This is a genomic window from Pseudomonas sp. P97.38 (assembly GCF_001269745.1).
In the GTDB taxonomy this organism is placed as follows: domain Bacteria; phylum Pseudomonadota; class Gammaproteobacteria; order Pseudomonadales; family Pseudomonadaceae; genus Aquipseudomonas; species Aquipseudomonas chlororaphis_E.
In genome coordinates this window covers 543,842-567,627 of the sequence record NZ_LHVJ01000009.1, presented here as the reverse complement: position 1 = coordinate 567,627, position 23,786 = coordinate 543,842, and the positions used below count along the sequence as shown (strand labels likewise).

Annotated in this window: 14 protein-coding genes and 1 pseudogene; 12 read left to right on the top strand and 3 right to left on the bottom strand. The window is 63.1% G+C overall.

Translation table 11 applies throughout. The features are described from left to right. Positions 1-62 precede the first annotated feature (62 nt). Positions 63-977 carry a LysR family transcriptional regulator gene (locus tag AD664_RS04465; protein ID WP_042730644.1) on the bottom strand — a complete coding sequence of 305 codons (915 nt, stop codon included), beginning with the start codon at positions 975-977 and terminating at the stop codon, positions 63-65. 257 nt (positions 978-1,234) lie between these two features. Here AD664_RS04465 and AD664_RS04460 point away from each other — a divergent pair, with 257 nt between their 5' ends. The 5 genes from AD664_RS04460 (at position 1,235) to AD664_RS04440 (ending at position 10,383) form a co-directional block, all read left to right on the top strand. Beyond that, positions 1,235-2,260 (top strand): zinc-dependent alcohol dehydrogenase family protein, encoded by a 1,026-nt coding sequence (locus AD664_RS04460; RefSeq protein ID WP_042730643.1) that lies wholly within the window; start codon positions 1,235-1,237, stop codon positions 2,258-2,260. Positions 2,261-2,925: 665 nt separating this feature from the next. Next, entirely contained in the window at positions 2,926-4,416 is a 1,491-nt protein-coding gene (locus AD664_RS04455; protein ID WP_053144667.1) for a hypothetical protein, read from the top strand. Between the two features lie 96 nt (positions 4,417-4,512). Then, entirely contained in the window at positions 4,513-5,910 is a 1,398-nt protein-coding gene (locus AD664_RS04450) for an aminotransferase class I/II-fold pyridoxal phosphate-dependent enzyme (protein WP_053144665.1), read from the top strand. Positions 5,911-6,001: 91 nt separating this feature from the next. Beyond that, a complete protein-coding gene (pgm, locus tag AD664_RS04445) occupies positions 6,002-7,648 on the top strand; it encodes a phosphoglucomutase (alpha-D-glucose-1,6-bisphosphate-dependent) (protein ID WP_053144664.1) in 1,647 nt (548 codons plus the stop codon). A gap of 329 nt (positions 7,649-7,977) precedes the next feature. Next, complete coding sequence (locus AD664_RS04440) at positions 7,978-10,383, top strand: UvrD-helicase domain-containing protein (RefSeq protein ID WP_371260942.1); 2,406 nt, start codon at positions 7,978-7,980, stop codon at positions 10,381-10,383. A 204-nt stretch (positions 10,384-10,587) separates the two neighbouring features. On the opposite strand, the gene AD664_RS04435 is transcribed toward AD664_RS04440, so the two are convergent. Together AD664_RS04435 and AD664_RS04430 are read right to left on the bottom strand one after the other, a co-directional pair. Beyond that, entirely contained in the window at positions 10,588-10,866 is a 279-nt protein-coding gene (locus AD664_RS04435) for a DUF1652 domain-containing protein (protein WP_003201764.1), read from the bottom strand. A 193-nt stretch (positions 10,867-11,059) separates the two neighbouring features. Next, on the bottom strand, positions 11,060-12,502 hold the full coding sequence (locus AD664_RS04430; RefSeq protein ID WP_053144660.1) for an MFS transporter: 1,443 nt from the start codon (positions 12,500-12,502) through the stop codon (positions 11,060-11,062). Positions 12,503-12,634: 132 nt separating this feature from the next. Between AD664_RS04430 and AD664_RS04425 the strand changes: the two genes are divergently transcribed. The 7 genes and pseudogenes from AD664_RS04425 to AD664_RS04395 all read left to right on the top strand — a co-directional run bounded on the left by AD664_RS04425 (position 12,635) and on the right by AD664_RS04395 (position 23,624). Further along, on the top strand, positions 12,635-13,540 hold the full coding sequence (locus AD664_RS04425) for a LysR family transcriptional regulator (protein ID WP_053144658.1): 906 nt from the start codon (positions 12,635-12,637) through the stop codon (positions 13,538-13,540). Positions 13,541-13,873: 333 nt separating this feature from the next. Then, positions 13,874-15,331 carry a serralysin family metalloprotease gene (locus tag AD664_RS04420; protein WP_053144656.1) on the top strand — a complete coding sequence of 486 codons (1,458 nt, stop codon included), beginning with the start codon at positions 13,874-13,876 and terminating at the stop codon, positions 15,329-15,331. 76 nt (positions 15,332-15,407) lie between these two features. Further along, positions 15,408-15,830: an AprI/Inh family metalloprotease inhibitor gene (locus tag AD664_RS04415; RefSeq protein ID WP_080964347.1), complete on the top strand. Its 423-nt coding sequence runs from the start codon at positions 15,408-15,410 to the stop codon at positions 15,828-15,830. Between the two features lie 75 nt (positions 15,831-15,905). Further along, positions 15,906-17,681, top strand: a complete 1,776-nt coding sequence (locus tag AD664_RS04410; RefSeq protein WP_053144654.1) for a type I secretion system permease/ATPase — start codon at positions 15,906-15,908, stop codon at positions 17,679-17,681. Continuing rightward, entirely contained in the window at positions 17,678-19,012 is a 1,335-nt protein-coding gene (locus AD664_RS04405; RefSeq protein ID WP_053144652.1) for an HlyD family type I secretion periplasmic adaptor subunit, read from the top strand. The genes AD664_RS04410 and AD664_RS04405 overlap by 4 nt, the downstream gene beginning before the upstream one ends. A 13-nt stretch (positions 19,013-19,025) precedes the next feature. Further along, positions 19,026-20,363 (top strand): TolC family outer membrane protein, encoded by a 1,338-nt coding sequence (locus AD664_RS04400; protein WP_042728840.1) that lies wholly within the window; start codon positions 19,026-19,028, stop codon positions 20,361-20,363. Positions 20,364-20,602: 239 nt separating this feature from the next. Continuing rightward, positions 20,603-23,624 (top strand): annotated as a pseudogene (locus AD664_RS04395) (autotransporter domain-containing protein). Positions 23,625-23,786 lie beyond the last annotated feature (162 nt).

Sequence of the window (23,786 nt, the reverse complement as noted above, 5' to 3'; positions counted from 1 at the left end):
CACCGCGGGGTGGTCTATGTCAGTGGCCAGCTCTGCTTTTATGGAATTCACTGGAGCTCCATTTACAAGCTATCGGGATCGCCAAAAAACATCTGAATCCGCGACCGCAACCAACGCTCCCCTGGGTCGTTGTCCTGGGAGCCGCGCCAGGCCATGTGCAGTTCGAAGCTGCGCACCGGTATCGGTGGGTCTTCGGCGCGCACGCCGCCGGCGGCGGTGAGGGCGTCGGCGGTGTAGTCGGGTACGGTGGCGATGATGTCGGTGCCTGCCAGCAAGGTGCTCAAGCCGTTGAACTGCGGTACGGCCAATACCACGTGGCGCTTGCGCTCGAGCTTTTCCAGTTCTTCGTCGATAAAGCCGCTGAGGTCGCCGGCGAAGGACACCAGCGCATGGGGGCGGGCGCAGAACTCGTCCAGGGTCAGGCGTCCCGGCGCGGTGTCGGCCCGCAGGACCTTGGGCATGCTGCGCCGCAAGACCTTGCGCTTGGCGTTGGCCGGCAGGTCGTCGGTGTAGCTGACGCCGATGGAGATTTCCCCAGAGGCCAGCAGGCCGGGCATCAGGATGTAGTTGACGCGGCGCACCACCAGCACGATGCCGGGGGCTTCGGCCCGCAGGCGCTTGAGCAGCATCGGCAGCAGGGCGAATTCGGCGTCGTCCGACAGGCCGATCCGAAACACCGAGGTGCTGGTGGCCGGGTCGAATTCCGCGGCGCGGCTGACCGCCGTGGAAATCGAATCCAGGGCTGGGGAGAGCAGGGCGAATATCTCCACCGCCCGGGCCGAAGGCTCCATGCTGCGGCCGGTGCGCACGAACAGGGGGTCATCGAACAGGCTGCGCAGGCGTGACAGCGCGGCGCTGATGGCCGGCTGGCCGAGGAACAATTTCTCGGCCGCACGGGTCACACTGCGCTCATGCATCAGTGTTTCGAACACGATCAACAGGTTCAAGTCGACACGCCGCAGGTCATTACGATTCATCTGGGGTCCTGGCTGATTCGGTAAGCTTGACGTGGGCGGCCATATGGCAACAATGGCCGGCATGAATCTTACGGGGAAAGGCTGGTACTCTGCACTGGCTAATTCGGGTTTCCCAGGGATAAAGCCGACAGGAACGGTTCATTTTCTTGCTGCGGAATCAATGACAGGCATGTCGACTATTAATAGCCACTGATGGTCTTGGGCACAAAGCCCGGATAGAGTTCATGGCATTAGAGGTTACTTTGACGAGGTTTGCGATGTCCCGCACGATCCGTTTTCACAAGTTTGGTGGTGCCGAGGTGCTCAAATGCGAAGAGCATGCGGCGGCTCTTCCTGCGCCAGGAGAAGTGCAGGTCCGTGTCGAAGCGATCGGCATCAGTTGGTACGACACCTTGTGGCGCCAGAACCTGGCTTCGTCCCAGGCCCGCCTGCCTTCCGGGTTGGGCCATGAGATGGCCGGTGTGGTCACGGCCGTGGGCGAGGGTGTCGACGACCTGGTCGTGGGTGACAAGGTCGCCAGCTTCCCGGCCGAGAGCCCTAACGATTATCCGGTGTACGGTGAAGTCATCGTGCTGCCGCGCACCGCGCTGACCCGTTACCCTGATGTGCTCAGCCCGATCGAGGCGGCCGTGCACTACACGCCGTTGCTGATCGCCTACTTCGCTTACGTCGACCTGGCGCGGGTCAAGCCGGGGCAGTTCGCCCTGGTCACCGATGCCAGCCACTGCGCCGGCCCGTCCTTCGTGCAACTGGGCAAGGCCCTGGGCGTGCGGGTGATCGCGGCGACCAAGACGGCCGACGAGCGTGAATACCTGTTGTCCCTGGGGGCCGAGAAGGTCATCGTCACCGAGGAGCAGGACTTGCTGATGCAAATCAACAAGCTGACCGACAACCGTGGCGTCGACGTGGTCTTCGACGGCCTCGGCGGGCCGCAGATGTCGCTGCTCGGCGATGTGCTGGCACCGCGTGGCAGCCTGGTGCTGTATGGCCTGCAGGGCGGCAACCAGACGCCGTTCCCGGCGTGTGCGGCGTTCCAGAAGAACATCCAGTTCTTCGTGCATTGCATCGGCAACTTTACCGGCAAGCCGGAACTGGGCATCGTCCAGGACCAAGTGGCTTTGCAACGGGCCCTGCGCGACATCAACCAGCTGACAGCAGACCGCGTGGTGGTGCCCCTCAAGACCCGGATCTTCCCATTCACCGAGTTTGTCGAAGCCCATCGCTACATGGACGAATGTCCTTGCCGCGAACGTGTTGCCCTCCAAGTCGTCGATCCTGCCTGATCGACGCCTCGCGCAAGAGTCAGTGTCCCGGCTCTTGCGCTGCCTACGGCCTGAGCGCCTGCCTTTCCTTCCTGTGCTGCCGGTCTCGTTGCCGGGTACCTGCCTGCCCAAGTGCCCTGGCTGGGGCCGTCTCTTTCTGATCTGTTTGCCCGCCCGCATCTGAACTGGTTTTTGTCCTTAATCTGTATCTTCCAATCATTGTTTAAGTCCTGATAATTGAACGCTTGTTTTCGTCTCAAGGAAGAAGTCGTGGCGTGGTATAACTTTTCCGAAGGGGGTTGCCCTTCAAATTATAATCAAGGTGCATTGAGCCTTACTTGGTGTAAGCCTATCTACCGATCGTCAATCGTGCCGGTTGTAGTGGGACGTCGATTCAAGTTCGGCAAGTTCCTTATTTCATGTACTCATTGTCTGTGGGACGTTGTCGGAAATCTCCTAGGACGTGCTAGGGGATCAACCACGTCCAGTGCCCATGCGGCTTTCAGCGGCGGGTTGAAGGCGGCGAGCGAATCCGCAAGCGTATGTATCAAATAATGACAGCAAGCAAGGCTTGAATGTACTGCTAATACTCTTTGCAGCACTAGAACAATCTATCCATATCAATACGTCGCTCGGCCCGTGGGTGCGAAGGCGACGCCGACCGTTGAATTTCCAGGTAAATGGCTATGAGTGCAATCCATGAGCAAGCAATGACTCACGTGTATCAACAAGTATTGCAGCGACTGTTGGGTTTTTATTCCCGGGCAGAACGAACCGCATTGCAGTTGTTGATCCAGCGTTTAATTGTCGCCGCCGGAGGCATCGATCGGATGGGTGATTATCGCGTGTTGACAGTGCAGAACGGCAGCCGGGATGGCTTCTATGTGCTGACGGCACTGCGAGCCGCACAGTTGAGCATCGCAGGCCGGCATCCAGCGACCTTCGCCTTGCGCGTGGCCACGCCTCGCCTGAGCCAGACCACCCAGGCCACCCTGGAAAACATCCATCGCTGCTACAGCGCGCTGTTCGTCTATGACGACCCTCGGGTCGAGCTGCTGATGGCCGATAATCGCGAGGTGGTGCCGTTCAATCACACGCAGCCGCTGTCGGTGGCGGGACACGAAGCCAATCGCATGGACATGCTGGTGCTGGGGCACCTGCGTTCGGTGGACAGCCCCCTGGAGGTCGGGGACGAGGGTTACCTGGCCATGGCGGAGTTCTATCGGCACATGGCGCGCTGGGAAGCGGGGGTGGACTCACTGGTCAGCAGTGATACGCCGCGCCAGCAGAAAAACTTCATGTCGGGGCTTCGGCGCGCGGCCGGCAAGATCGGCCTGGTGGCCGACAGCGGCAACGGTTTCGACAGCCTCTTTGCCCAGTTGGATACCCTTGGCAGCGAGCTCTATGGGCAGGTCTACGGTCCCGAGCACTTGGTCCCGTGGCAGCCGGAAGGTCACTTCGAGGCCTGTCGGCGGGTGGGGCACATCGGTATCGATGACTTGACCGTCGATCGTCTGGAAGGCACCAATTGGCCTTTGTTCAATGAATTCCTGCGGGTGCAGACCGAGAACCTCATTCCGTCGACGTCCGAGAACGAATACCTCAGCCCGCTGCTGTCGGCGCACTTGCATGGCTTGCAGGCCTGCTACCTGCATGGGCGCAGCTATGAAGCCGGGTATGGGGACTACGCGCAGCGCGCGGTGATGATCATGCACCGCAAGCAACTGCCGGAATACGCCTGCGAGCAGGCGCAGGCGATGTTCGGTTCGCCCCTGCAAATCCCGCAGCGCCGTGTCCAGGCCGCCCAGGAGGCGCAGAAAATCATGGGGCTCAGCGAAACGCAGCTGGTGTGCATGCTGTTCGCGCCGTTCGTGGAAGAGGGGGCGGGCCTGGAGCATTTCCTGCGCTGCTGCCACCCGGGCATGCTGGTGGCGATGCCGGACCTGCACAAGGCGATGCAGGGCGCGGCCATTGCCGACCAGGTGGCACATTGGATGGTCGATGTCAGCGGTTTGCCCATGGACGTGCTCGGTACGTTGTATCGGTCGAGCGTCACGCGCTCGGAACGGCTGGAAAACCAGCCCGAACATGACCTGCAACAGGCCTTGGACGGTGCCGACGCGGCACAAGCCGAGCAGGGCGATGATGACCTGTGCGAACGCTCGGCCCGGCATTGAGGAGCGAGGCTTGATGGTTTCCTGCACCCTGCTTCCCGTCATGCCGCCGGGCGCCGCGGCACGGCCGGGCAGGGCTCGCCGCCTGGGCCTGATGCCATGAAGGGCTGCCGGGAGACAGACTTCGCCTACCAGGCGGTTTATCGGTACCTGACCACGCTGATCAACGAGATGGGGGTCGATGCCCGGGTGCGCCTGCCGTCATTGCGGCAATTGTCCGAGCGCCTGAACGTGTCGATTTCCACCATCCAGTACGCGTATTCACTGCTGGAAAAGGAAGGCCGGGTCTACTCGATCGCCAAATCCGGCTACTACGCGTTGCCGGTGCCTTGCGTCGCAAGCCTCGAGGGCGGTGACGACCTGCTGGAGCGCTTGTACGTCAATGTGCGACGGCCGGGCATGCGGGTGCTCAGTGCCGATGAACCGGCGTCCATGCAGCCGCTGGACAGTCCGCTGTTGCTGCTCGAACGCGAGTTGCTGCGCCAGTACCCGCGTTCCCCGCAAATGCCCTCGCAGCCTTGGGGTGAGCTGGAGTTGCGCACGGCGCTGGCGGCCCGCTACACCTCTTCGCCGGCCCGATGCTGGAATGCCGACGATGTCTACCTGGGCGCTGACCTGCGGGGCGTCCTGGAGATCCTGATCGCTGCGCTGGCGCTCCGGGACGCCACTGTATTGATTGAATCACCCTGCGACTGGACGGTCCTGCGCCTGCTGCAGGCGGCCGGGGTCAACGTCATCGAATTGCCGCTGCAGGCCGCCGGGGGTTTCGATCTTGAACAGCTCGAACACTTGCTGGTGAACGAAACGGTGTGCCTGGTGATGCTGTCTTCGATCCTGAACATGCCCAGGGGGACCCTCGTGCCTGACGAGAACCGCCGTGCCGTCGCCCGGCTGCTGGAGCGGCACGGGACCTGGGTGTTGGAGAACGACAGCTATACCGACCTGGCGTTCGAAGCCGACACCGTGCCGTTTCGCGACCTGCTCGACCCCGATCGGCTGATCGTCTATTCCACTTTCGAGAAAACCATCGGCCCGGAAGCACCGTATGGCTACGTGCTGTCGCGCCAGCTGACCCTGCATCTGCAGCGCCATTTCCTGTTACGGGCTTTTCGCCTTTCACCCATTCGCCAGAAAGCCATCGCCCGTTTGTACAGCAATGGCAGGGTCGACCAGCACTTGCTGGTGTTGCGGCGCCTGTTGCGCGACAGCGCCGTGTCGGCGAACCAGCTGTTGCGCGAGCGGCTGGGGGACAGCCTGCATTGGCCTGAGCCCCAGGGCGGGGCGACGATCTGGTTGCAGTCGACACGGCAGGTCGACCTGCGACGGGTGTTCCAGCGGCTGCTGGCCCAGCGCATCGTCATCGCGCCTGGCGAACTGTTCAGCCTCCAGGGGCTGTATGGACAACATCTGCGCCTGACGCATGCCCTCAATGGCACGCAGGACCTGGACGCGGCACTCTGCGCACTGGCCGATGCCCTGCGGCTCGAACCCGCGTAATGGCGGGTGATGGATCGAACCCATCGCGCCATGGTCGAACTGTCAGTAAACTGCATCCCATTTCCCGAGCCACTCTATCCAGAGGTTTTGCATGACAGTCAGTCCATTTGCGGGCAAGCCGGCACCGGCAGAGTTGTTGATCGATATCCCGCGACTGGTGACGGCCTATTACACCGGCCGCCCCGACGCATCGGTTGCCACCCAGCGCGTGGCGTTCGGCACCTCCGGCCACCGTGGCAGTTCCTTCGACCTGGGGTTCAACGAGTGGCACGTGCTGGCCATCAGTCAGGCGATCTGCCTGTACCGCGAAGCCCAGGGCATCACTGGGCCGCTGTTCATTGGCATCGATACCCACGCGCTGTCGACACCGGCAGGCGCAAGCGCGCTGGAAGTGTTCGCCGCCAACGGCGTGACCGTGATGATCGCCGAGGGCGACGAATACACCCCGACACCGGCGGTTTCCCACGCCATTCTTTGCTACAACCGTGGCCGCACCACGGGGCTGGCGGACGGTATTGTCATCACGCCGTCCCACAACCCGCCTCAAAGCGGTGGCTACAAATACAACCCCACCAACGGCGGCCCGGCCGACACCCACATCACCAAATGGATCGAGGCCAAGGCCAACGAGCTGCTGGCCAATGAGCTGGCCGGGGTCAAGCGTATCAGCTATGAACAAGCCCTGAAGGCGAGCACGACCCACCGTCACGACTACGTCAACAGTTACGTGGCTGACCTGGTCAATGTCATCGATTTCGATGCCATCCGCGCGGCGGGTCTGCGCCTGGGCGTCGACCCGCTGGGCGGTGCCGGGGTGCGCTACTGGCCGGCGATTGCCGAGCACTATCGCCTGGACCTGGACGTGGTGAACACCCAGGTCGACTCGACTTTCCGCTTCATGACCGTCGACTGGGACGGGCAAATCCGCATGGATCCATCCTCCAGCCACGCCATGCAAGGGTTGATCGGCTTGAAGGAACGTTTCGACGTGGCCTTCGCCTGTGACCCGGACCATGACCGCCATGGCATCGTCACGCCGTCCGGTGGCCTGCTGGCTCCCAACAACTACCTGGCGGTGTCCATCGACTACCTGTTCCAGAACCGGCCGCAATGGCGCGCCGATGCGGCCGTGGGCAAGACCGTGGTCAGCAGCGGCCTGATCGATCGCGTGGCCAAGCGCCTGGGGCGGCGCCTCTATGAAGTGCCGGTGGGCTTCAAGTGGTTTGCCGATGGCCTGTTTGACGGCTCCCTGGGCTTCGGCGGTGAAGAAAGCGCCGGCGCGTCGTTCCTGCGCAAGGACGGTGGCGTCTGGAGTACCGACAAGGACGGCCTGATCCCGGCGCTGCTGGCGGCCGAAATGACCGCTCGCACCGGTCGTGACCCCAGCCAGGCTTACCGCGCCCTGACCGAAGAGTTGGGCGAGCCGTTCTCGGTGCGCGTCGACGCCAAGGCCAGCCCGCAGCAGAAGGCATTGTTGAGCAAATTGTCGCCGGAGCAGGTGGCGTCCACCGAACTGGCCGGCGAGAAGATCCAGAACATCCTCAGCCACGCGCCGGGCAACGACCAGGCCATCGGTGGGCTGAAGGTCATGACCGAAAACGGCTGGTTTGCGGCTCGTCCGTCGGGCACCGAGGATATCTACAAGATCTACGCCGAGAGCTTCATTGGTGAAGATCACCTCAAACAACTGGTGGCCGAAGCGCAAACCCTGGTGGACGGGGCGATCTCCGGGCAGTGAGTGGGGCGTTCATGCCTGTGGAAGATGACTTCCCCAGGCATGACGCCAATCCGCCTCCTGTGGGAGTGAGCTTGCTCGCGAAGGTGGTATTACATTCAACAGAGATGTCGACTGAAGCACCGCCTTCGCAAGCAGGCTCGTCCCCACACAAGCCTTTAAAGCTCCAGATACCTTTCACTTCATCGCCTAACCCCATGACAAATAAGATTTCTGGTGGAACCTGACGGCAAATGCAGACACCATGTCTGCCATGTTTCAGAACACCGGAGTTCCTACGCGTGTCGCAACACACTCCCGATCTTCCTCCCGATCTCTTGCCTCTTGCGCAGATGCCGTGGCTTAAACGCCTGGCGGCGCGGTTTTTTGGTCATGGCCTGACACGGCTTCGAGCCCAGCACCGCAGTTCCTGGCTGCACGGCCAGGCCGACGGGTTTCGCAGCGGCCATACCGCCGGTTTTGACTATGGCTATAAAGAAGGGCTGGAAGATGGACGCCAGGTCCTGTTGATCCGTGATTCCCGCAGCACGGAGCACCCGGCCCCGCAGGTCGATGACTCGCTGTTCGATGACTGGCGCCTGCCGTTGAACGCCGAATTGAAGAAGCGTATCAAGGCCGATGTCGCCCGGTTGCTGCCGGCCCATGGGCAACCCAGCGCCGCGCAATGGAAAATGATTTTCAGTGACACCCCCTCGACCTCGGTGGTCGCCGGGGCGGGCGCGGGCAAATCCACGACGCTGGTGCTGCGCATCCTGTTGCTGGTGCATTACCTGGGTTTCGAATTGGACTCGATGACCGTGGTGACGTTTACCCGGGAGTCGCGCAAGGACTTCATCCAGAAGCTGATCGACGTATTTGGCCTCTGGGGGCGTGCGATCAGCCTCAAGCAGGCGCGTGACCTCGTGCGCACCTTCCACTCGCGGATCTTGCCGATGGTCCGCAGCCTGCCCGGGTTCGAGCGCCTTCAAGCGTTCGAGGCCCTCAGTCACCGCGAGGTGAATGACGACGATGGGCAGGGCAACCCCTTTGATTTGCGCATCAATGATGTCCAGCGCCAGCATCTCAATGCCTGCTACCACCGGCTTTACCAACGGGACGAGCGATTTCGTGAGCTGATCAAGCCGCTGTCCCGGCATGCGCTGCAACTCAAGGAATTGGAGCGCGATCACCCGGACGTGCAAAAACGTGTGGCCGTGACCGAGTTGGCGGCCCAGCGCGATGAGGCGTTGTGTGACGCGATCGAAGACTTGTGGGTGCGCGCCGGCGCCTGGCCTATCAAAGGCGTCGAGTCGAAGCGGCAAGCCTTTGAAATCAACGGCTCGACCTTTCGCTGCCACGGCTACATCCCGTCCTTGGATGCTTGGGTCGTGCTGGGTTTCGATCCGCGGGAAGATGCTCGCCTGAGCCGTCCGGGGGCCAAGCTGAGTGTGCGCGCCGAGTGGGCGGTAAAGCGCACCTTGTTTCAAGCTTTCTGTCGTAAGCCTTTGATTTGGATTGAAAGCTATGAGTCATCCAAGCGTGTTCTTGCCTCGCTGGCGGGGGATGCCAGCGCCGGTCCCGGTTTCGACTACAAGGTCAAGGGCGAGCTTGCCTCGGCGCCATTGCTGGACTGTTTTGTCGCCGCCGCAGGTTTTATCGAGAACCTTGGCCTGGATGTGCCGGATGCCGTGGGACGGATGTCGTTTGCCCAGGATGATCCTGATCGCTACTTCTTCGAGGCATTGAGTCGCTACTGGCGGGCTTTCGAGGATCACCTGCTGGACCAGTCGCCACCGATCATGGCCTACAACCGGATGTTCGCGTTGTTCAGTGAGCAGACGCCGGAAAACTTCAAGCTGTTGAGCGACAGCATGCTCAGGCCCCTGTCGCACTTGATGATCGACGAGTTTCAGGACGTTTCGCCGCAAATCGTCTCCTGGTTGCGCGCCAGCCTTCGCGAAGTGCGCAGCCGAGGCCCGGCGATGCACGTAGGGCGCGGCGCCCAGCGTTCTTCGTTGCTGTGCGTCGGTGATGATTGGCAATCGATTTATGGCTGGCGCGGCAGTTCGCCAAGCTACTTCATGGCGTTCAACAAGCAGTTCCCGTCGCCGGCGACCACGCGGGTGATGCTGACCGATAACTACCGCAGTCATCAGCACATCATCGATGCCGCCGAGCACATCGTGCGAGCGGCCGCCGCGATCCCCGGGAAGAAGGCCAAGGCGAGCGGCCAGCCTCGATCGTTGAGCCCGGTCAACGTGTTGGATCGGGATGACGAAGGCCTGGCTCGGCGGCTTGAAGAACACTATCAAAAGGGTGATTCAATCTTGATGCTGTATCGAAAAAGCAGCGATAAGTCATTGATTGAAAAGTATATTTCGCCAACTGTTAATGTGGATTCTAACTTGCCGTACGAAACACGACGGCTCAGGCAAATGACCTATCACAGCGCTAAGGGGTTGCAGGCTGATGCGGTGTTCCTGCTAGGCGATTGTCAGCACCTGACCCGGTCGCCCTACAAGAACCAGGTCTACCGAATGGCCGGGCTGGGCCAGGACGGCGATACCGAACCCTACGACACTGCGCAAAAGGACGAGATCCTGCGCCTGGCGTATGTGGGCATCACCCGTGCGGTGCAGCACTGCTACTGGTACGTCGATGCTCCGGACGGCCAGCCAGCGAACGCCCCCAAGGCTTCGGATCGGATCGGCACGGGCAAGCCGTTCTTCGCGGATCATCGGCGTGCCCGCAATGGTTGATGCAAGTCAAGTGGGCGTTGAGGAGCAACTGCAATCGGCTCGGCCCCTGTGGGAGCGGGCTTGCTCGCGAAAGCGGTAGATCAGAAAGTAAGGGGGCGGCCAAGCTGGCCCCTTCGCGAGCAAGCTCGCTCCCACAGGGGGGGTAGGGGAACGCGATGGCTGTGATGGACCCGCTCCAACAAGCGGAGCGGGTGAGTTGATCGGTCAGGAAGCAAATCTGCGCAAGCCAACCGGTGGCACGAAGGCTTCCAGCTCGGCTTCCACTGCTTCAATGATGCGCTCCACATCCGGGGCGTTCATCACGGTTGCGCAGGGGATGCCGGCGATGGCGATCATGGTCTCGCCACTGGCACGGTCAAACAATCGGGCGACCATGCTGCCGGGGGCGTCCATGCTGGCTTCAAAGCCCATTGGATGAAAATGCCAGCGCATCAGCTGGCAGGCGTTGGGGAAGGTAACCTTGCTGAAAGATCCTTTATTCATGTGTTGCCCACCTTCTTCAATCGAGCGCTTCCTTTTGCTCATGTCAGGAAGGAAGAGCCATCTTGGCCCTACCAGTGAGAACTAAAAATAGCACCTGAAAATGAATGTCATGTGGCTTTTTTCAGTCCGTTTAGCGATTGGTTCAATTCTTTTGATCTGCATCAAGGCCTAAACGGTAGATTCTGTTTTGCCATCACGCTTCGCGTACGCCGTCCTGGACCTCGTGCAAGGGCTCTGGCGCGCGGTATTTGAAGGCGATGAGCAGGGCCAGGACGACCATGGCCAGGGCGACAGCGAAGGTCGTGTGCAGGCCGCTTGTGATTGCCTCGGGGCTGGCATTGCCGATGTCAGGCGTCGCCGACGCATGGGCGAACACTGCCCCCAGCACCGATGCCCCCGTAAAAAAGCCCAGGTTGCGCGACAGATTGAGCAGGCCGGCAATCACGCCTCGTCGGTGGGCGGCCACATTGGCCATCACGGCGGTGGTGTTGGCCGTCTGGAAGAAGGCGTAGCCGAGGGTCGTCACCACGATGGCGCCAAGGTAGCCGCCGATGCCGAGGGCCGGTGAAACCAGCGAAAGCATCAGGCTGCCAAGGACCATGGTGGCCAGTCCCGCCAGGCGCATGGGGCGCACACCGATGCGGTCGGTCAGGCGCCCGGCCGGGACGCCGGCCAGCGCGGCCACGCAGGGGCCCACCGCCAGCACCAGGCCGACGAGTGCCGCCGGCAAGCCAAGGGCGATCGACAAGTAGAAGGGGCCGACCAGCAGCGTCGCCATCATCACCGTGGCGACCACGGCACTCGTTGCCAACCCGGACACCAGCAGGCGGTCCCGGAACGCGGTCAACGGGATCAGCGGCGAGACGGACCGGGATTGGACCCACACAAACAGCCCGGCCCCCAAAGCCGCGATCAGCAACAGCGCCACATTCAGCCCGCCAAAGTCGCCGCGCCCGGAGGTCATGGCCAGGGCGTAGGCGCCGAGGGTGGCTGCCAGCACCAGCGTGCCGTAGACATCGAACCGCGCGCCAGTCGCCTGGGGTGGTCGCACCGGCAGCGAGCGCCAGGCCAGCCCCAGCGTAAGCATGCCAAGGGGCACATTGACCAGGAACAGCGCCTGCCAGCCAAAGCCGCTGATCAACGCGCCACCCAGGCTTGGCCCGAGCGCGGTGCCCACCGCCGACAACGTCGCCAGCAGGCCCATGGCGCTGCCGGTCTTGCCCTGGCTGACGGTGTCACTGGCCAGGGCCAGGGTCAGCGTCATCATGATGGCGGCACCCAGGCCTTGCAGGGCCCGGCCTGTGAGCAGCCAGCCGAGCGAAGGCGCCGCGCCACAGCCTGCCGAGGCGACCGTGAACAGCACGATGCCGATCAGTAACAGTCTGCGCCGACCCATCAGGTCCCCCAGGCGCCCGACGCTGACAATCAGCGTGGTTATCACCAGCAGGTACGCCAGCACCACCCACTGGACCTGCTGGAAGGATGCCTCGAATGCCTGGGCCAGGGTCGGCAAGCCCACCGTGGCGACACTCGCGCCCAGGGACGCCAGCAGGGTCGAGAGCGCCAGGCTGGCCAAGGCCCCGCGCGAGGCAGAGGGAAGGGGGTGGGAGGTTGTCGGTGGAACATGGGTTTTCATTGGGTCACCTGTGTCTGCGGCCTTGAACGTGGCGCTGTCAGAACGTTACGCCTGGGCATAACATGGCGGAAGACGCAGCGTTTGCACGTTATAGCTGCACCCAACGCCATCTATTCACGCCAGGGCCCTGCCATGTCCGTTCCCGACCTCAATTTGCTCGTCACCCTGGATGTGCTGCTGTCCGAAGGCAGCGTGGCCCGTGCGGCGCGAAGGCTGCGGTTGAGCCCGTCGGCGATGAGTCGGGCGCTGGCCCGGTTGCGCGAAACCACGGGGGATCCGCTCCTGGTCAGGGCCGGGCGAGGGCTGGTGCCAACGCCCCGTGCCCTGGCGCTGCGCGAACAGGTCAGCCATCTGGTTCAAGAGGCCCAGGCGGTGCTGCGGCCGGTCGCGACGCCGGACCTGGGCCAGTTGAACCGAACCTTCACCTTGCGCACCCGCGAAGGCTTCGTCGAGAACTTCGCCATCGACCTGATTGCTCGCATCAACGAGCAGGCGCCCGGCGTACGCCTGCGTTTCGTGGAGAAGGCCAACCGCGACAGCACGGCGTTGCGCGAGGGTACCGTGGACCTGGAGACCGCGGTCGTCGACAAGGACACCAGCCCGGAACTGCGGACCCAGGCGCTGTTCGGTGATCGCTTGATCGGGGTGGTGCGCGCCGGACACCCGCTGAGCCAGGCCGCCGTTACCGCCGAGGGCTATGCGGCGTGTCGGCATATCGGGGTTTCGATGCGTTTTCTCGATCAAGGGCCTATCGACCGGATCCTGGAGCCATTGGGCCTGTCGCGGGACATTGTCACCACCGTGCCAGGCTTTTCGTCGGCGTTGGGGCTGGCCCGCTCCAGCGACCTGGTTGCCAGCGTGCCGGCGCGCTACACCGCCAGCCTGCGCGAGGGCATGCACAGCTTCGCGCTGCCGTTTCCGGTGCCGGAGTTCACCATTGCCATGCTGTGGCACCCGCGCATGGATGCCGACCCGGTGCATCGCTGGCTTCGGGGCTGCCTGCGAGAAGTGTGCGCGCGCAAATCCATGGCGATTTAGTAGATATTGATTAATAGCATTTCGCTGGCACTTAGTTGGCGTAAGTGCCGCGCCTTGGGCAAATGGTTAGTTGTCGCTATTTAATATTTAAATAGAGTTTTGTCCGACAATCGGCATTCGAGTTTTTAACTAGTGAGTACGTAACGGGCGAAACCTGTTGTTTGTGGGCATGACGCCTGGGAACAGAAATTGACCTCGAAAAAACTGCTAGACGTTTGATTTCCAATTGTGTCAGGTTTCTTACGTCCCTCATTGGGCGAGTGATAGGACGATCTCGCCAGAGATCGCCTGTCGTCTGAAAAATGTTCCATTTGCAAACAAGGAAGTGTGTTTATGTCGAAAGTCAAAAACAGCGCTATTGATTCCGCCGAACAACTGCTCTGGACCCCGCAATCATTGGCGGCCGCCAGCAGTGCGTTCAACCAGATCAATAGTTTCAGCCACCAATACGATCGTGGCGGCAACCTGACCGTCAACGGCAAGCCGTCCTATTCCGTCGACCAGGCGGCCACGCAGTTGCTGCGTGACGGCGCGGCGTACCAGGACCGCGATGGCAGCGGCAAGATCGAGCTGACCTACACGTTCCTGACGTCCGCTTCTTCGAGCACCATGAACAAGCATGGCATCAGCGGCTTCAGCCAGTTCAGCGCCCAGCAGAAAGCCCAGGCGGCCCTGGCGATGCAGTCCTGGGCAGACGTGGCCAACGTCACGTTTACCGAGAAGGCCAGCGGTGGCGACGGCCACATGACCTTCGGCAACTACAGCAGCGGCCAGGACGGCGCGGCGGCATTCGCCTACCTGCCGGGCACCGGCGCCGGCTACGACGGCACCTCGTGGTACCTGATCAACAGCGGCTACACCCAGAACAAAAACCCTGACCTGAACAACTACGGTCGCCAGACCCTGACCCACGAGATCGGTCACACCCTGGGCCTGGCGCACCCCGGTGACTACAACGCCGGCGAAGGCGCACCGACCTACGATGACGCCACCTATGGCCAGGACACCCGCGGCTACAGCGTCATGAGCTACTGGAGTGAGAGCAACACCAACCAGAACTTCAGCAAGGGCGGCGTCGAAGCCTATTCCTCCGGCCCGCTGATGGATGACATCGCGGCCATCCAGAAGCTCTACGGCGCCAACACCAGCATCCGCACGGGCGATACCACCTACGGTTTCAACTCCAACGCCGGCCGGGATTTCCTCAGCGCCACGTCCTCCTCGGACAAGGTCGTGTTCTCGGTCTGGGACGCGGGCGGTCGCGACACCCTGGACTTCTCCGGCTTCACCCAGAACCAGAAGATCAACCTCAACGATGCCTCGTTCTCTGACGTGGGTGGCCTGGTGGGCAACGTGTCCATCGCCAAGGGCGCGATCGTCGAGAACGCCATCGGCGGGTCGGGCAGCGATCTGCTGATCGGCAACGCGGTCGCCAACGAACTCAAGGGCGGTGCTGGCAACGACATCCTCTGGGGGGCGGGTGGAGCCGACAAGCTGTGGGGCGGCTCGGGGTCGGACACTTTCGTGTTCGCGGCCAGCAGCGACTCGCGGCCCGGTGCGGCGGACCAGATCCTCGACTTTGTCAGCGGCCTGGACAAGATCGACCTGACCGGCATCACCAAGGGCGCGGGCCTGCATTTCGTGAACGCGTTCACCGGTGCCGCGGGCGACGCCGTGCTGTCGACATCGGGTGGCAACAGCCTGCTGTCGGTGGACTTCTCCGGGCATGGCGTGGCGGACTTCTTGGTCAGCACCGTCGGCCAGGCGGCGGTCACGGATATCGTGGCGTGATGTCAGCTTGAGTAACGTGGCGAGGGGTAACGCCCCTCGCCACACAATCCAGACCTTTTGAACGCGAGAACACACCATGCCTTGCAGGCTTTCGGCAACCGCCTGGACACTCGCTACGCTGATGCTGCTTTTCGGAGACGCCACCATGGCCCGCAGCCTGTTGTTGATAGAACCCTCGCAGTTGGCCGGTCAATGGCTGGCCGTGCTGTCGGGCCCACAGGATGACGCCCAGAGCCAGGCATTGCAGGACAAACCTTCCAACACCTGCCTGGTGGAACTCAAGGCGGACCAGACCCTGGGCGGGCAAACCGAATGCCTGGGGCATTGGTTGGGAGAGGAACCGGTGCAGTGGTTTACCGAACCCGACGGTCTTTCGTTGATCGGCCAGCACAACACCCGGGTTCATCTGGGGCTGCGCCAGCAAGACCGTTATCAAGTGACGTTGAAGTCCGGTTTGGTAGTTAGGCTTGAACGTAATAAGTCGCAAGTCACGCACTAGCCACAGTGGCGCTAAGAATCAGTAAGTTGATTAACGGCCAGGCGGCCTGATACAGCCAACACGCAAGGAAGATGCATGAATAAGGCAAGGAGTGCCGGGGCGGTGCCGCTGTTTAAAGCCCTGGGCGAATATAAAAGTATTTTGATCAGCGTCGGATGTTTTACCGCATTGATCAATGTGCTGATGCTTGCGCCGTCGATCTACATGCTCCAGGTCTATGACCGTGGGCTGTCCTCGCAAAACGAAACGACCTTGTTGATGTTGTCGCTGATGGTCGTCGGCTTCTTTGTGTTCATCGGGTTGCTGGAGATGGTGCGCAGTTTCGTCGTCATCCGCATCGGCAGCCAGTTGGAGCGACGTTTCAACCTCCAGGTATACAAAGCTGCGTTCGAGCGCAACCTGCGCCAGGGCGAGGGCAACGCCGGGCAGTCCCTGGGCGACTTGACCCAACTGCGCCAATTCGTCACCGGGCCGGCGCTGTTCGCGTTCTTCGATGCGCCGTGGTTTCCCGTCTACCTGCTGGTGATCTACCTGTTCAATGTCTGGCTCGGGGTGTTCGCCAGTGTCGGCACGGCGTTGTTGATCGGCCTGGCCTGCCTGAACGAGGTCATGACCCGCAAGCCGCTGGGACAGGCCAGTGTCTATTCGCAGCAGTCCAGCCAATTGGCGACCAGCCATTTGCACAACGCCGAGACCATCCAGGCCATGGGCATGCTCGACGCGCTGCGCAGCCGCTGGTTCGCCGTGCATTCGCGGTTTCTCGGCCTGCAGAACCGGGCCAGCGACACCGGCGCGGTGATCAGTTCCGTGAGCAAGACCTTGCGCCTGTGCCTGCAATCCCTGGTCTTGGGTTTAGGCGCGCTGCTGGTGATCAAGGGCCAGATGACCGCCGGGATGATGATCGCCGGCTCGATCCTGATGGGGCGGGTGCTGAGCCCCATCGACCAGTTGATCGCCGTGTGGAAGCAGTGGAGCGGCGCCAAGTTGGCCTATCGTCGCCTCGATGCGCTGTTGCAGGCGTTTGCTCCCCGGGACGAAGGCATGGCGCTGCCGGCGCCCAAGGGCCAGGTCAGCTTTGAACAGGTCAGTGCCGGCCCGCCGGGGCAACGCAACGCGACGCTGCAACAGGTCAGTTTCAGCCTGGCGGCGGGGGAAGTGCTCGGCGTATTAGGCGCATCGGGGTCCGGCAAGTCGACCCTGGCCCGGGTGCTGGTGGGCGTCTGGCCAACCCTGGGTGGCACCGTGCGCCTCGATGGGGCCGACATCCATCGTTGGAACCGCGACCAATTGGGCCCCTACATCGGCTATCTGCCCCAGGACATCGAGCTGTTCAGCGGCAGCATTGCCGAGAACATCGCTCGCTTTCGCGAGGCCGACCCGCAGAAGGTCGTTGCCGCGGCGCAACAGGCCGGCGTTCATGAACTGATCCTGCGCATGCCCCAGGGCTACGACACGGTGCTGGGGGAAGACGGCAGCGGTCTTTCGGGCGGGCAGAAGCAACGGGTGGCGCTGGCCCGGGCGATGTATGACCGGCCGAGCCTGGTGGTGCTCGATGAGCCCAATTCCAACCTGGACACGGTGGGCGAAGCGGCATTGGCCAGTGCCATCGCGCAGATGAAAGCCCAGGGCACCAGCGTGGTGCTGGTGACGCATCGTTCCTCGGCATTGGCCCAGGCCGACAAGCTGCTGGTGCTCAACGAAGGCCGCTTGCAGGCCTTCGGCCCCAGCCAGGACGTGCTGCGGGCGTTGTCCGGCCAGGCGGAGTCGGCCCGGGACAAACCCCAGGCCGCCCCCACCGGCCTGAGCATGAGCCGCCACTACCCGACAGCCAACAAGCCGAGCGGCGCATGAGCCAGGATCGCGACATGAACCTCGAACACACCCGGATCTTCGAAAGCCCCGAGCGCGACGCGCGGTTTTTCACCCGCATCGGCTGGGCACTGGCGCTCATTGGCGCCGGCAGTTTCTTCACTTGGGCCAGCCTGGCGCCGTTGGACCAGGGCATCCCGGTCCAGGGCACCGTGGTGGTGTCTGGCAAGCGCAAGGCGGTGCAATCGATGAGCAGCGGCGTGGTCAGCCGGATCCTGGTGCGCGAAGGCGAGGCGGTGAGGCAGGGCCAACCGCTGTTTCGCCTGGACCAGACCCAGGCCGACGCCGACGTCCAATCGCTGCAAGCCCAGTACCGCATGGCCTGGGCCAGCCTGGCACGCTGGCAGAGCGAGCGCGATAACCTGGCCCGTGTGAGCTTCCCGGCCGAGTTGAGCCACGACCCGGACCCGCGCCTGGCCCTGGTGCTCGAAGGCCAGCGGCAACTGTTCAGCAGCCGCCGCGAAGCCTTCGCCCGCGAGCAGGCGGCATTGCGCGCCAGTATCGACGGCGCCACCGCGCAACTGGCGGGCATGCGCCGGGCCCGCAGTGACCTGACGGCCCAGGCCGAATCACTGCGATTGCAATTGGGCAACCTGCAACCCTTGGCGGACAACGGCTACATCCCGCGCAACCGACTGCTGGACTATCAGCGGCAATTGTCACAGGTGCAGCAGGAACTGGCGCAGAACAGCGGCGAAAGCGGCCGGGTGGAGCAGGGGATTGTCGAGTCGCGGCTCAAACTGCAGCAGCACGGCGAGGAATACCAGAAAGAAGTCCGCAGCCAACTGGCCGATGCCCAGCTCAAGAGCGAAACCTTGCAGCAGCAGTTGAAGTCCGCCGGGTTCGAGCTGCAACACAGTGAGATCCTCGCCACCGCCGACGGCATCGCCGTCAACCTCGGTGTGCACACCGAAGGCGCGGTGGTGCGCCAAGGCGACACCTTGCTGGAGATCGTGCCCCAAGGCACGCGCCTGGAGGTGGAAGGTCACTTGCCGGTGAACCTGGTCGACAAGGTCGGTACGCACTTGCCGGTGGACATCCTGTTCACCGCCTTCAACCAGAACCGCACGCCGAGGGTGCCGGGGGAAGTCAGCCTGGTGTCCGCCGACCAGATGATCGATGAGAAGACGGGTGCGCCTTACTACGTCCTGCGCAGCAGCGTCAGCGACCGTGCGCTGGAGAAGCTCAATGGCCTGGTGATCAAGCCCGGCATGCCGGCGCAGATGTTCGTTCGCACCGGCGAGCGCTCGCTCCTGAATTACCTGTTCAAACCGCTGCTCGACCGAGCTGGCTCTGCGTTGACCGAAGAATAAGGTGTGCTGTGGTATGAAGCGTTTTTTCCGGTTGGCCCTGTTGGCCATTTGCGCGTGCGACCACGCCTGGGCCATGGGCCCGTTTGAACTCTATGAGCAGGCCCTGCGCAACGACCCGGTCTACCTGGGGGCGATCAAGGAACGCGATGCGGGCCTGGAGAACCGCGCCATTGGTCGCGCCGGGCTGCTGCCGCACCTGGGCTACAGCTACAACAAGGGCCGCAACCAATCGAAAGTCACCTACCTCAATGACCGTGGCGCCAGCCAGCATGATGATCGCAACTACAGCAGCTATGGCTCCAGCCTGACCCTGCAACAACCCTTGCTGGACTACGAGGCTTACGCGGCTTACCGCAAGGGCGTCGCCCAGGCGCTGTTCGCCGACGAGAACTTTCGCGGCAAGAGCCAGGAATTGTTGGTGCGTGTGCTCAGTTATTACACCCAGGCGTTGTTCGCCCAGGACCAGATCGACATTGCCCTGGCGAAGAAAAAAGCCTTCGAGCAGCAGTTCCACCAGAACGAGGAGCTGTTTCGCCAGGGCGAAGGCACGCGTACGGACATCCTTGAAGCCGAATCGCGCTACGAACTGGCCACGGCGGAAGAGATCGAGGCTCGCAACGAGCAGGATGCGTCCCTGCGCGAATTGGGCGCGTTGATCGGCGTGCCGGCGCTGGACATCGGCGATCTGGCACCGCTGAACGACACGTTCCAGACCTTCAGCCTGCAACCGGCGAACTTCGACAGTTGGCATGAGCTGGCGGTGAGCAACAACCCGAACCTGGCCTCCCAGCGCCAGGCCGTGGATGTCGCGCGTTTCGAGGTCGAGCGCAACCGCGCCGGGCATCTGCCCAAAGTCAGTGCCTACGCGACCATGCGCCAGAACGAGTCGGAAAGCGGCAACACCTACAACCAGCGCTACGACACCAACACCATTGGCGTCGAGATCAGCGTGCCGCTGTACGCCGGCGGCGGGGTCTCGGCGTCCACCCGCCAGGCCAGCCGCAACATGGAGCAGGCCGAATACGAGTTGGACGCCAAGACCCGCGAGACGCTGATCGAATTGCGCCGCCAGTTCAGCGCCTGCGTCTCGGGGGTGAACAAACTGCGTGCCTACCAGAAAGCCCTGGGTTCGGCCGAAGCGCTGGTGGTCTCGACCCGGCAAAGCATCCTCGGCGGCGAGCGGGTCAACCTCGACGCGCTCAATGCCGAGCAACAGCTTTACACCACTCGCCGCGACCTGGCCCAGGCCCGCTACGACTACCTCATGGCCTGGACCAAATTGCATTACTACGCCGGCACGCTGGGGGCGCAGGACCTGGCGAAGGTGGATGAGGCGTTCGTCAGCCACTGACTAGGGATGGCTGTCCGGCCTTTGTGGCGAGGGAGCTTGCTCCCGCTTGAGTGCGAAGCGCTCACAAGCAGGGGCTGTTGCACAGCCCAGCGGGAGCAAACTCCCTCGCCACGGGGATCGGCGTAGGTCAGCACAGGATTTTTGCAGCCACTAAGGAAGGTTCGTTGATGAAGACTGATAACAAAAAACAACCCGCAAGAACCCGTCGCGTGTTTGTGCCCAAAGCCCTCAACCACGCCATGCTCTGTGCACTGGCAAGCCTGGGCACGGCGCAGGCGGCGCCGTATGTCGAGGCGGGCAAGGCAGGCGATCCGGACAGTTGGCGCAGCAGCGAATTCAACGCCGAATGGGGCCTGGGCGCGATCAACGCCCAGCAGGCCTATGCCGCCGGCTACACCGGCAAGGGCGTGAAACTGGGGATCTTCGACCAGCCGGTGTATGCCGCCCACCCGGAGTTCTCCGGCAGCGATAAAGTCGTGACCCTGGTCACCAGCGGCATCCGCGAGTACACCGACCCGTACATTCCGGTGAAGGCCGGTGATCCGTTTCGCTACGACGGTTCGCCCACGGTCGGTTCCGACGGCAAGCTGGGCTCCCACGGCACCCACGTCGGCGGGATCGCCGCCGGCAGCCGCGACGGTGGGCCGATGCACGGCGTGGCGTTCAACGCACAGATCATCAGCGCCGACAACGGCGACCCCGGCCCCGAGGACGGCATCATCCTGGGCAACGACGGCGCGGTGTACAAGGCCGGTTGGGACGCGCTGATCGCCAGCGGCGCACGGATCATCAACAACAGCTGGGGCATCGGCATCACCGACCGCTTCGACCAGGGCGGGCGCGACCCGGCGTTCCCGCACTTCACCGTGCAGGACGCGCAGTTGCAATTCGACCAGATCCGCCCGCTGCTGGGGACCAAGCCGGGTGGCGCCTACGAGGGCGCCATCGCGGCGGCCCGCAGCGGCATCGTGACGATTTTCGCCGCCGGCAACGACTACAACCTCAACAACCCCGACGCCATTGCCGGCCTGGCGTATTTCGTGCCGGACATCGCCCCCAACTGGCTGACCGTCGCGGCGCTGCAAGTCAACCCGGATACCGCCAGCCCCGATCCCTACACCATCAGTACCTTCTCGTCGCGTTGCGGCTACACCGCCAGTTTCTGCGTCTCGGCGCCGGGCACGCGGGTCTACAGTGCGGTGATCGGCGGCACCAGCGCCGATGACCTGACCGTGGGCTACGGCAACAAGAGCGGTACCTCCATGGCCGCCCCTCATGTGGCTGGCAGCGTGGCGGTGTTGATGGAGCGCTTCCCGTACATGACCGGTGCCCAGGTCGCCAGCGTGCTGCGTACCACGGCCACCGACATGGGCGCGCCGGGCATCGATGCGCTGTACGGCTGGGGCATGATCAGCCTGGGCAAGGCCATCGACGGTCCGTCGATGTTGGTGACCGAGGCCGACATTCCCGAAGCGTTCCGGATCGACGGGGCCTACGGCGATGGCCAGTTCGTGGTCGACCTGCCGGGCATTGGCGCGGTCATCGACGCCGGCAAGCCCACGGAGCGTGTGTGCAGCGGGATCCAGTGTGGTCTGGACGTCTGGCGCAACGACATCGCCGGCCACGGCGGGCTGACCAAGGAAGGCCTCGGCACCCTGGTGCTGACCGGCGACAACCGCTACAGCGGGCCGACCCTGGTCAATGAAGGCCGACTGGCCGTCAACGGTTCGCTGGCCTCGACGGTGACCGTCAATGATGGCGGCGTCCTCGGCGGCAACGGCCGCGTTGCCGGCCTGACCGCCAATCGCGGCGGCAGTGTGGCACCGGGCAACTCCATCGGCACGTTGCAGGTGGCCGGGGATGTGACCTTCGAGCCGGGTTCGACCTACGCGGTGGAAGTCTCGCCGACCTCCAGCGATTTGATCGTGGCGGGCGGCAAGGCTTCCATCGACGGCGCTACGGTGTCGTTGTCATTGGAAAACAGCCCGACGCTGCTCACGGCCCGTGAGGTGAAGAGCCTGCTGGGCACGCAGTTCAACATCCTGCAGGCCGCTGGCGGTATCGATGGGCGTTTTGGCCAGGTCTTGCCCAACTACGCGTTTCTCGGCGGCGACCTGGCCTACAGCGCCAGTGGCATTCAACTGGCGGTCGAGCGCAACGCCGTGTCGTTCGCCAGCCTTGGCCTGACGCCCAACCAGCGCTCCGTAGCGACCGCCGCCGAGCAACTGGGCGCCGGCAACGGCCTTTACGAAGCCTTTGCTGTTGTCGCCCAGTGCGGCCGCGGCGCAGCAAGCCTTCCAGCAACTCTCTGGCGAAATCCACCCGGCCGTCGGCACGTTGCTGATCAACGACAGCCGCCACTTGCGTGAAGCCGTCGGCGATCGTTTGCGCCAGGACGCCTTGTATGACGCGAATACCCCAAGCACTGCCGACAGCAACGTCTGGGTCAAGGTGCTCGGGGCCTGGGGCAAGAGCGATGGCGGCAATGACAATGCCAGCGCCAACAGCTCCATTGGCGGGCTGTTGGTGGGGGCCGATGGGTTGATCGGCGAGCAGACTCGCCTGGGTGTCGTCACCGGCTACAGCGACAGTTCATTGAGCATGGGCGATGGCACGCACTCGTCGGCCAAGGCCGACAGCTATCACCTGGGCGCCTACCTGGGACATGAAATCGACGCCGTGCGCCTTACCGTCGGCGGTGCCTACAGCTGGCATCGCATCGACGTCAAACGGGACGTGCAATGGGGTGATGTCAGCGGCCGGGAGAAAACCAAGCGCGACGCCCAGACCGCCCAGCTCTTCACCGAAGCCGCCTACCGCCTCGACGTGCAGCCGCTGGCCCTGGAGCCGTTTGCCAACCTGGCCTATGTGCATCTGGACAGCGACAGCTTCCATGAAAAAGGCGACAACGCCGCGCTGCGAGGTAACGACGACCGTCGCGATGCGCTGCTTTCGACCCTGGGTGTGCGAGCCAGCCGCAGCCTGGCGCTCTCGGAGAAACAGCAACTGGAGCTCTCCGGCTCCCTCGGCTGGCAGCACAACTTGAGCAATACCCGTTCGGAACAGGACCTGGCCTTCGCCGGCAGCAGCAACACCTTTGCGGTGCAGAGCGTATCCATGGACCGCAACGCCGCCGTGATCGGTGCCCGTGCCGGGCTGGCGGTGGCCAAGGATGTGCGGGTCAACCTGGACTACAACGGCCTGCTCGGATCCCGGGACAAAAGCCATGGCATGGGGCTGACGCTGGATTGGCAGTTCTAGCCGCAAAGACGACGGTTTGCGTGGCGAGGGAGCTTGCTCCCGCTTGAGTGCGAAGCGCTCACCCAGAAGGGCCGCTGCGCTGCCCGACGGGAGCAAGCTCCCTCGCCACGAAGGTCTTTGGCCACTTGTTTTTCCGCATTCCAACAACAAAAAAGAGGCAGC

Coding starts and splice junctions, on each gene's coding strand:
- AD664_RS04440 (WP_371260942.1), top strand. CDS start 7,978: ATGCCGTGGCTTAAACGCCTGGCGGCGCGGTTTTTTGGTCATGGCCTG.
- AD664_RS04400 (WP_042728840.1), top strand. CDS start 19,026: ATGAAGCGTTTTTTCCGGTTGGCCCTGTTGGCCATTTGCGCGTGCGAC.
- AD664_RS04425 (WP_053144658.1), top strand. CDS start 12,635: ATGTCCGTTCCCGACCTCAATTTGCTCGTCACCCTGGATGTGCTGCTG.
- AD664_RS04420 (WP_053144656.1), top strand. CDS start 13,874: ATGTCGAAAGTCAAAAACAGCGCTATTGATTCCGCCGAACAACTGCTC.
- AD664_RS04450 (WP_053144665.1), top strand. CDS start 4,513: ATGAAGGGCTGCCGGGAGACAGACTTCGCCTACCAGGCGGTTTATCGG.
- AD664_RS04435 (WP_003201764.1), bottom strand. CDS start 10,866: ATGAATAAAGGATCTTTCAGCAAGGTTACCTTCCCCAACGCCTGCCAG.
- AD664_RS04405 (WP_053144652.1), top strand. CDS start 17,678: ATGAGCCAGGATCGCGACATGAACCTCGAACACACCCGGATCTTCGAA.
- AD664_RS04410 (WP_053144654.1), top strand. CDS start 15,906: ATGAATAAGGCAAGGAGTGCCGGGGCGGTGCCGCTGTTTAAAGCCCTG.
- AD664_RS04455 (WP_053144667.1), top strand. CDS start 2,926: ATGAGTGCAATCCATGAGCAAGCAATGACTCACGTGTATCAACAAGTA.
- AD664_RS04460 (WP_042730643.1), top strand. CDS start 1,235: ATGTCCCGCACGATCCGTTTTCACAAGTTTGGTGGTGCCGAGGTGCTC.
- AD664_RS04415 (WP_080964347.1), top strand. CDS start 15,408: ATGCCTTGCAGGCTTTCGGCAACCGCCTGGACACTCGCTACGCTGATG.
- AD664_RS04465 (WP_042730644.1), bottom strand. CDS start 977: ATGAATCGTAATGACCTGCGGCGTGTCGACTTGAACCTGTTGATCGTG.
- AD664_RS04430 (WP_053144660.1), bottom strand. CDS start 12,502: ATGAAAACCCATGTTCCACCGACAACCTCCCACCCCCTTCCCTCTGCC.
- pgm (WP_053144664.1), top strand. CDS start 6,002: ATGACAGTCAGTCCATTTGCGGGCAAGCCGGCACCGGCAGAGTTGTTG.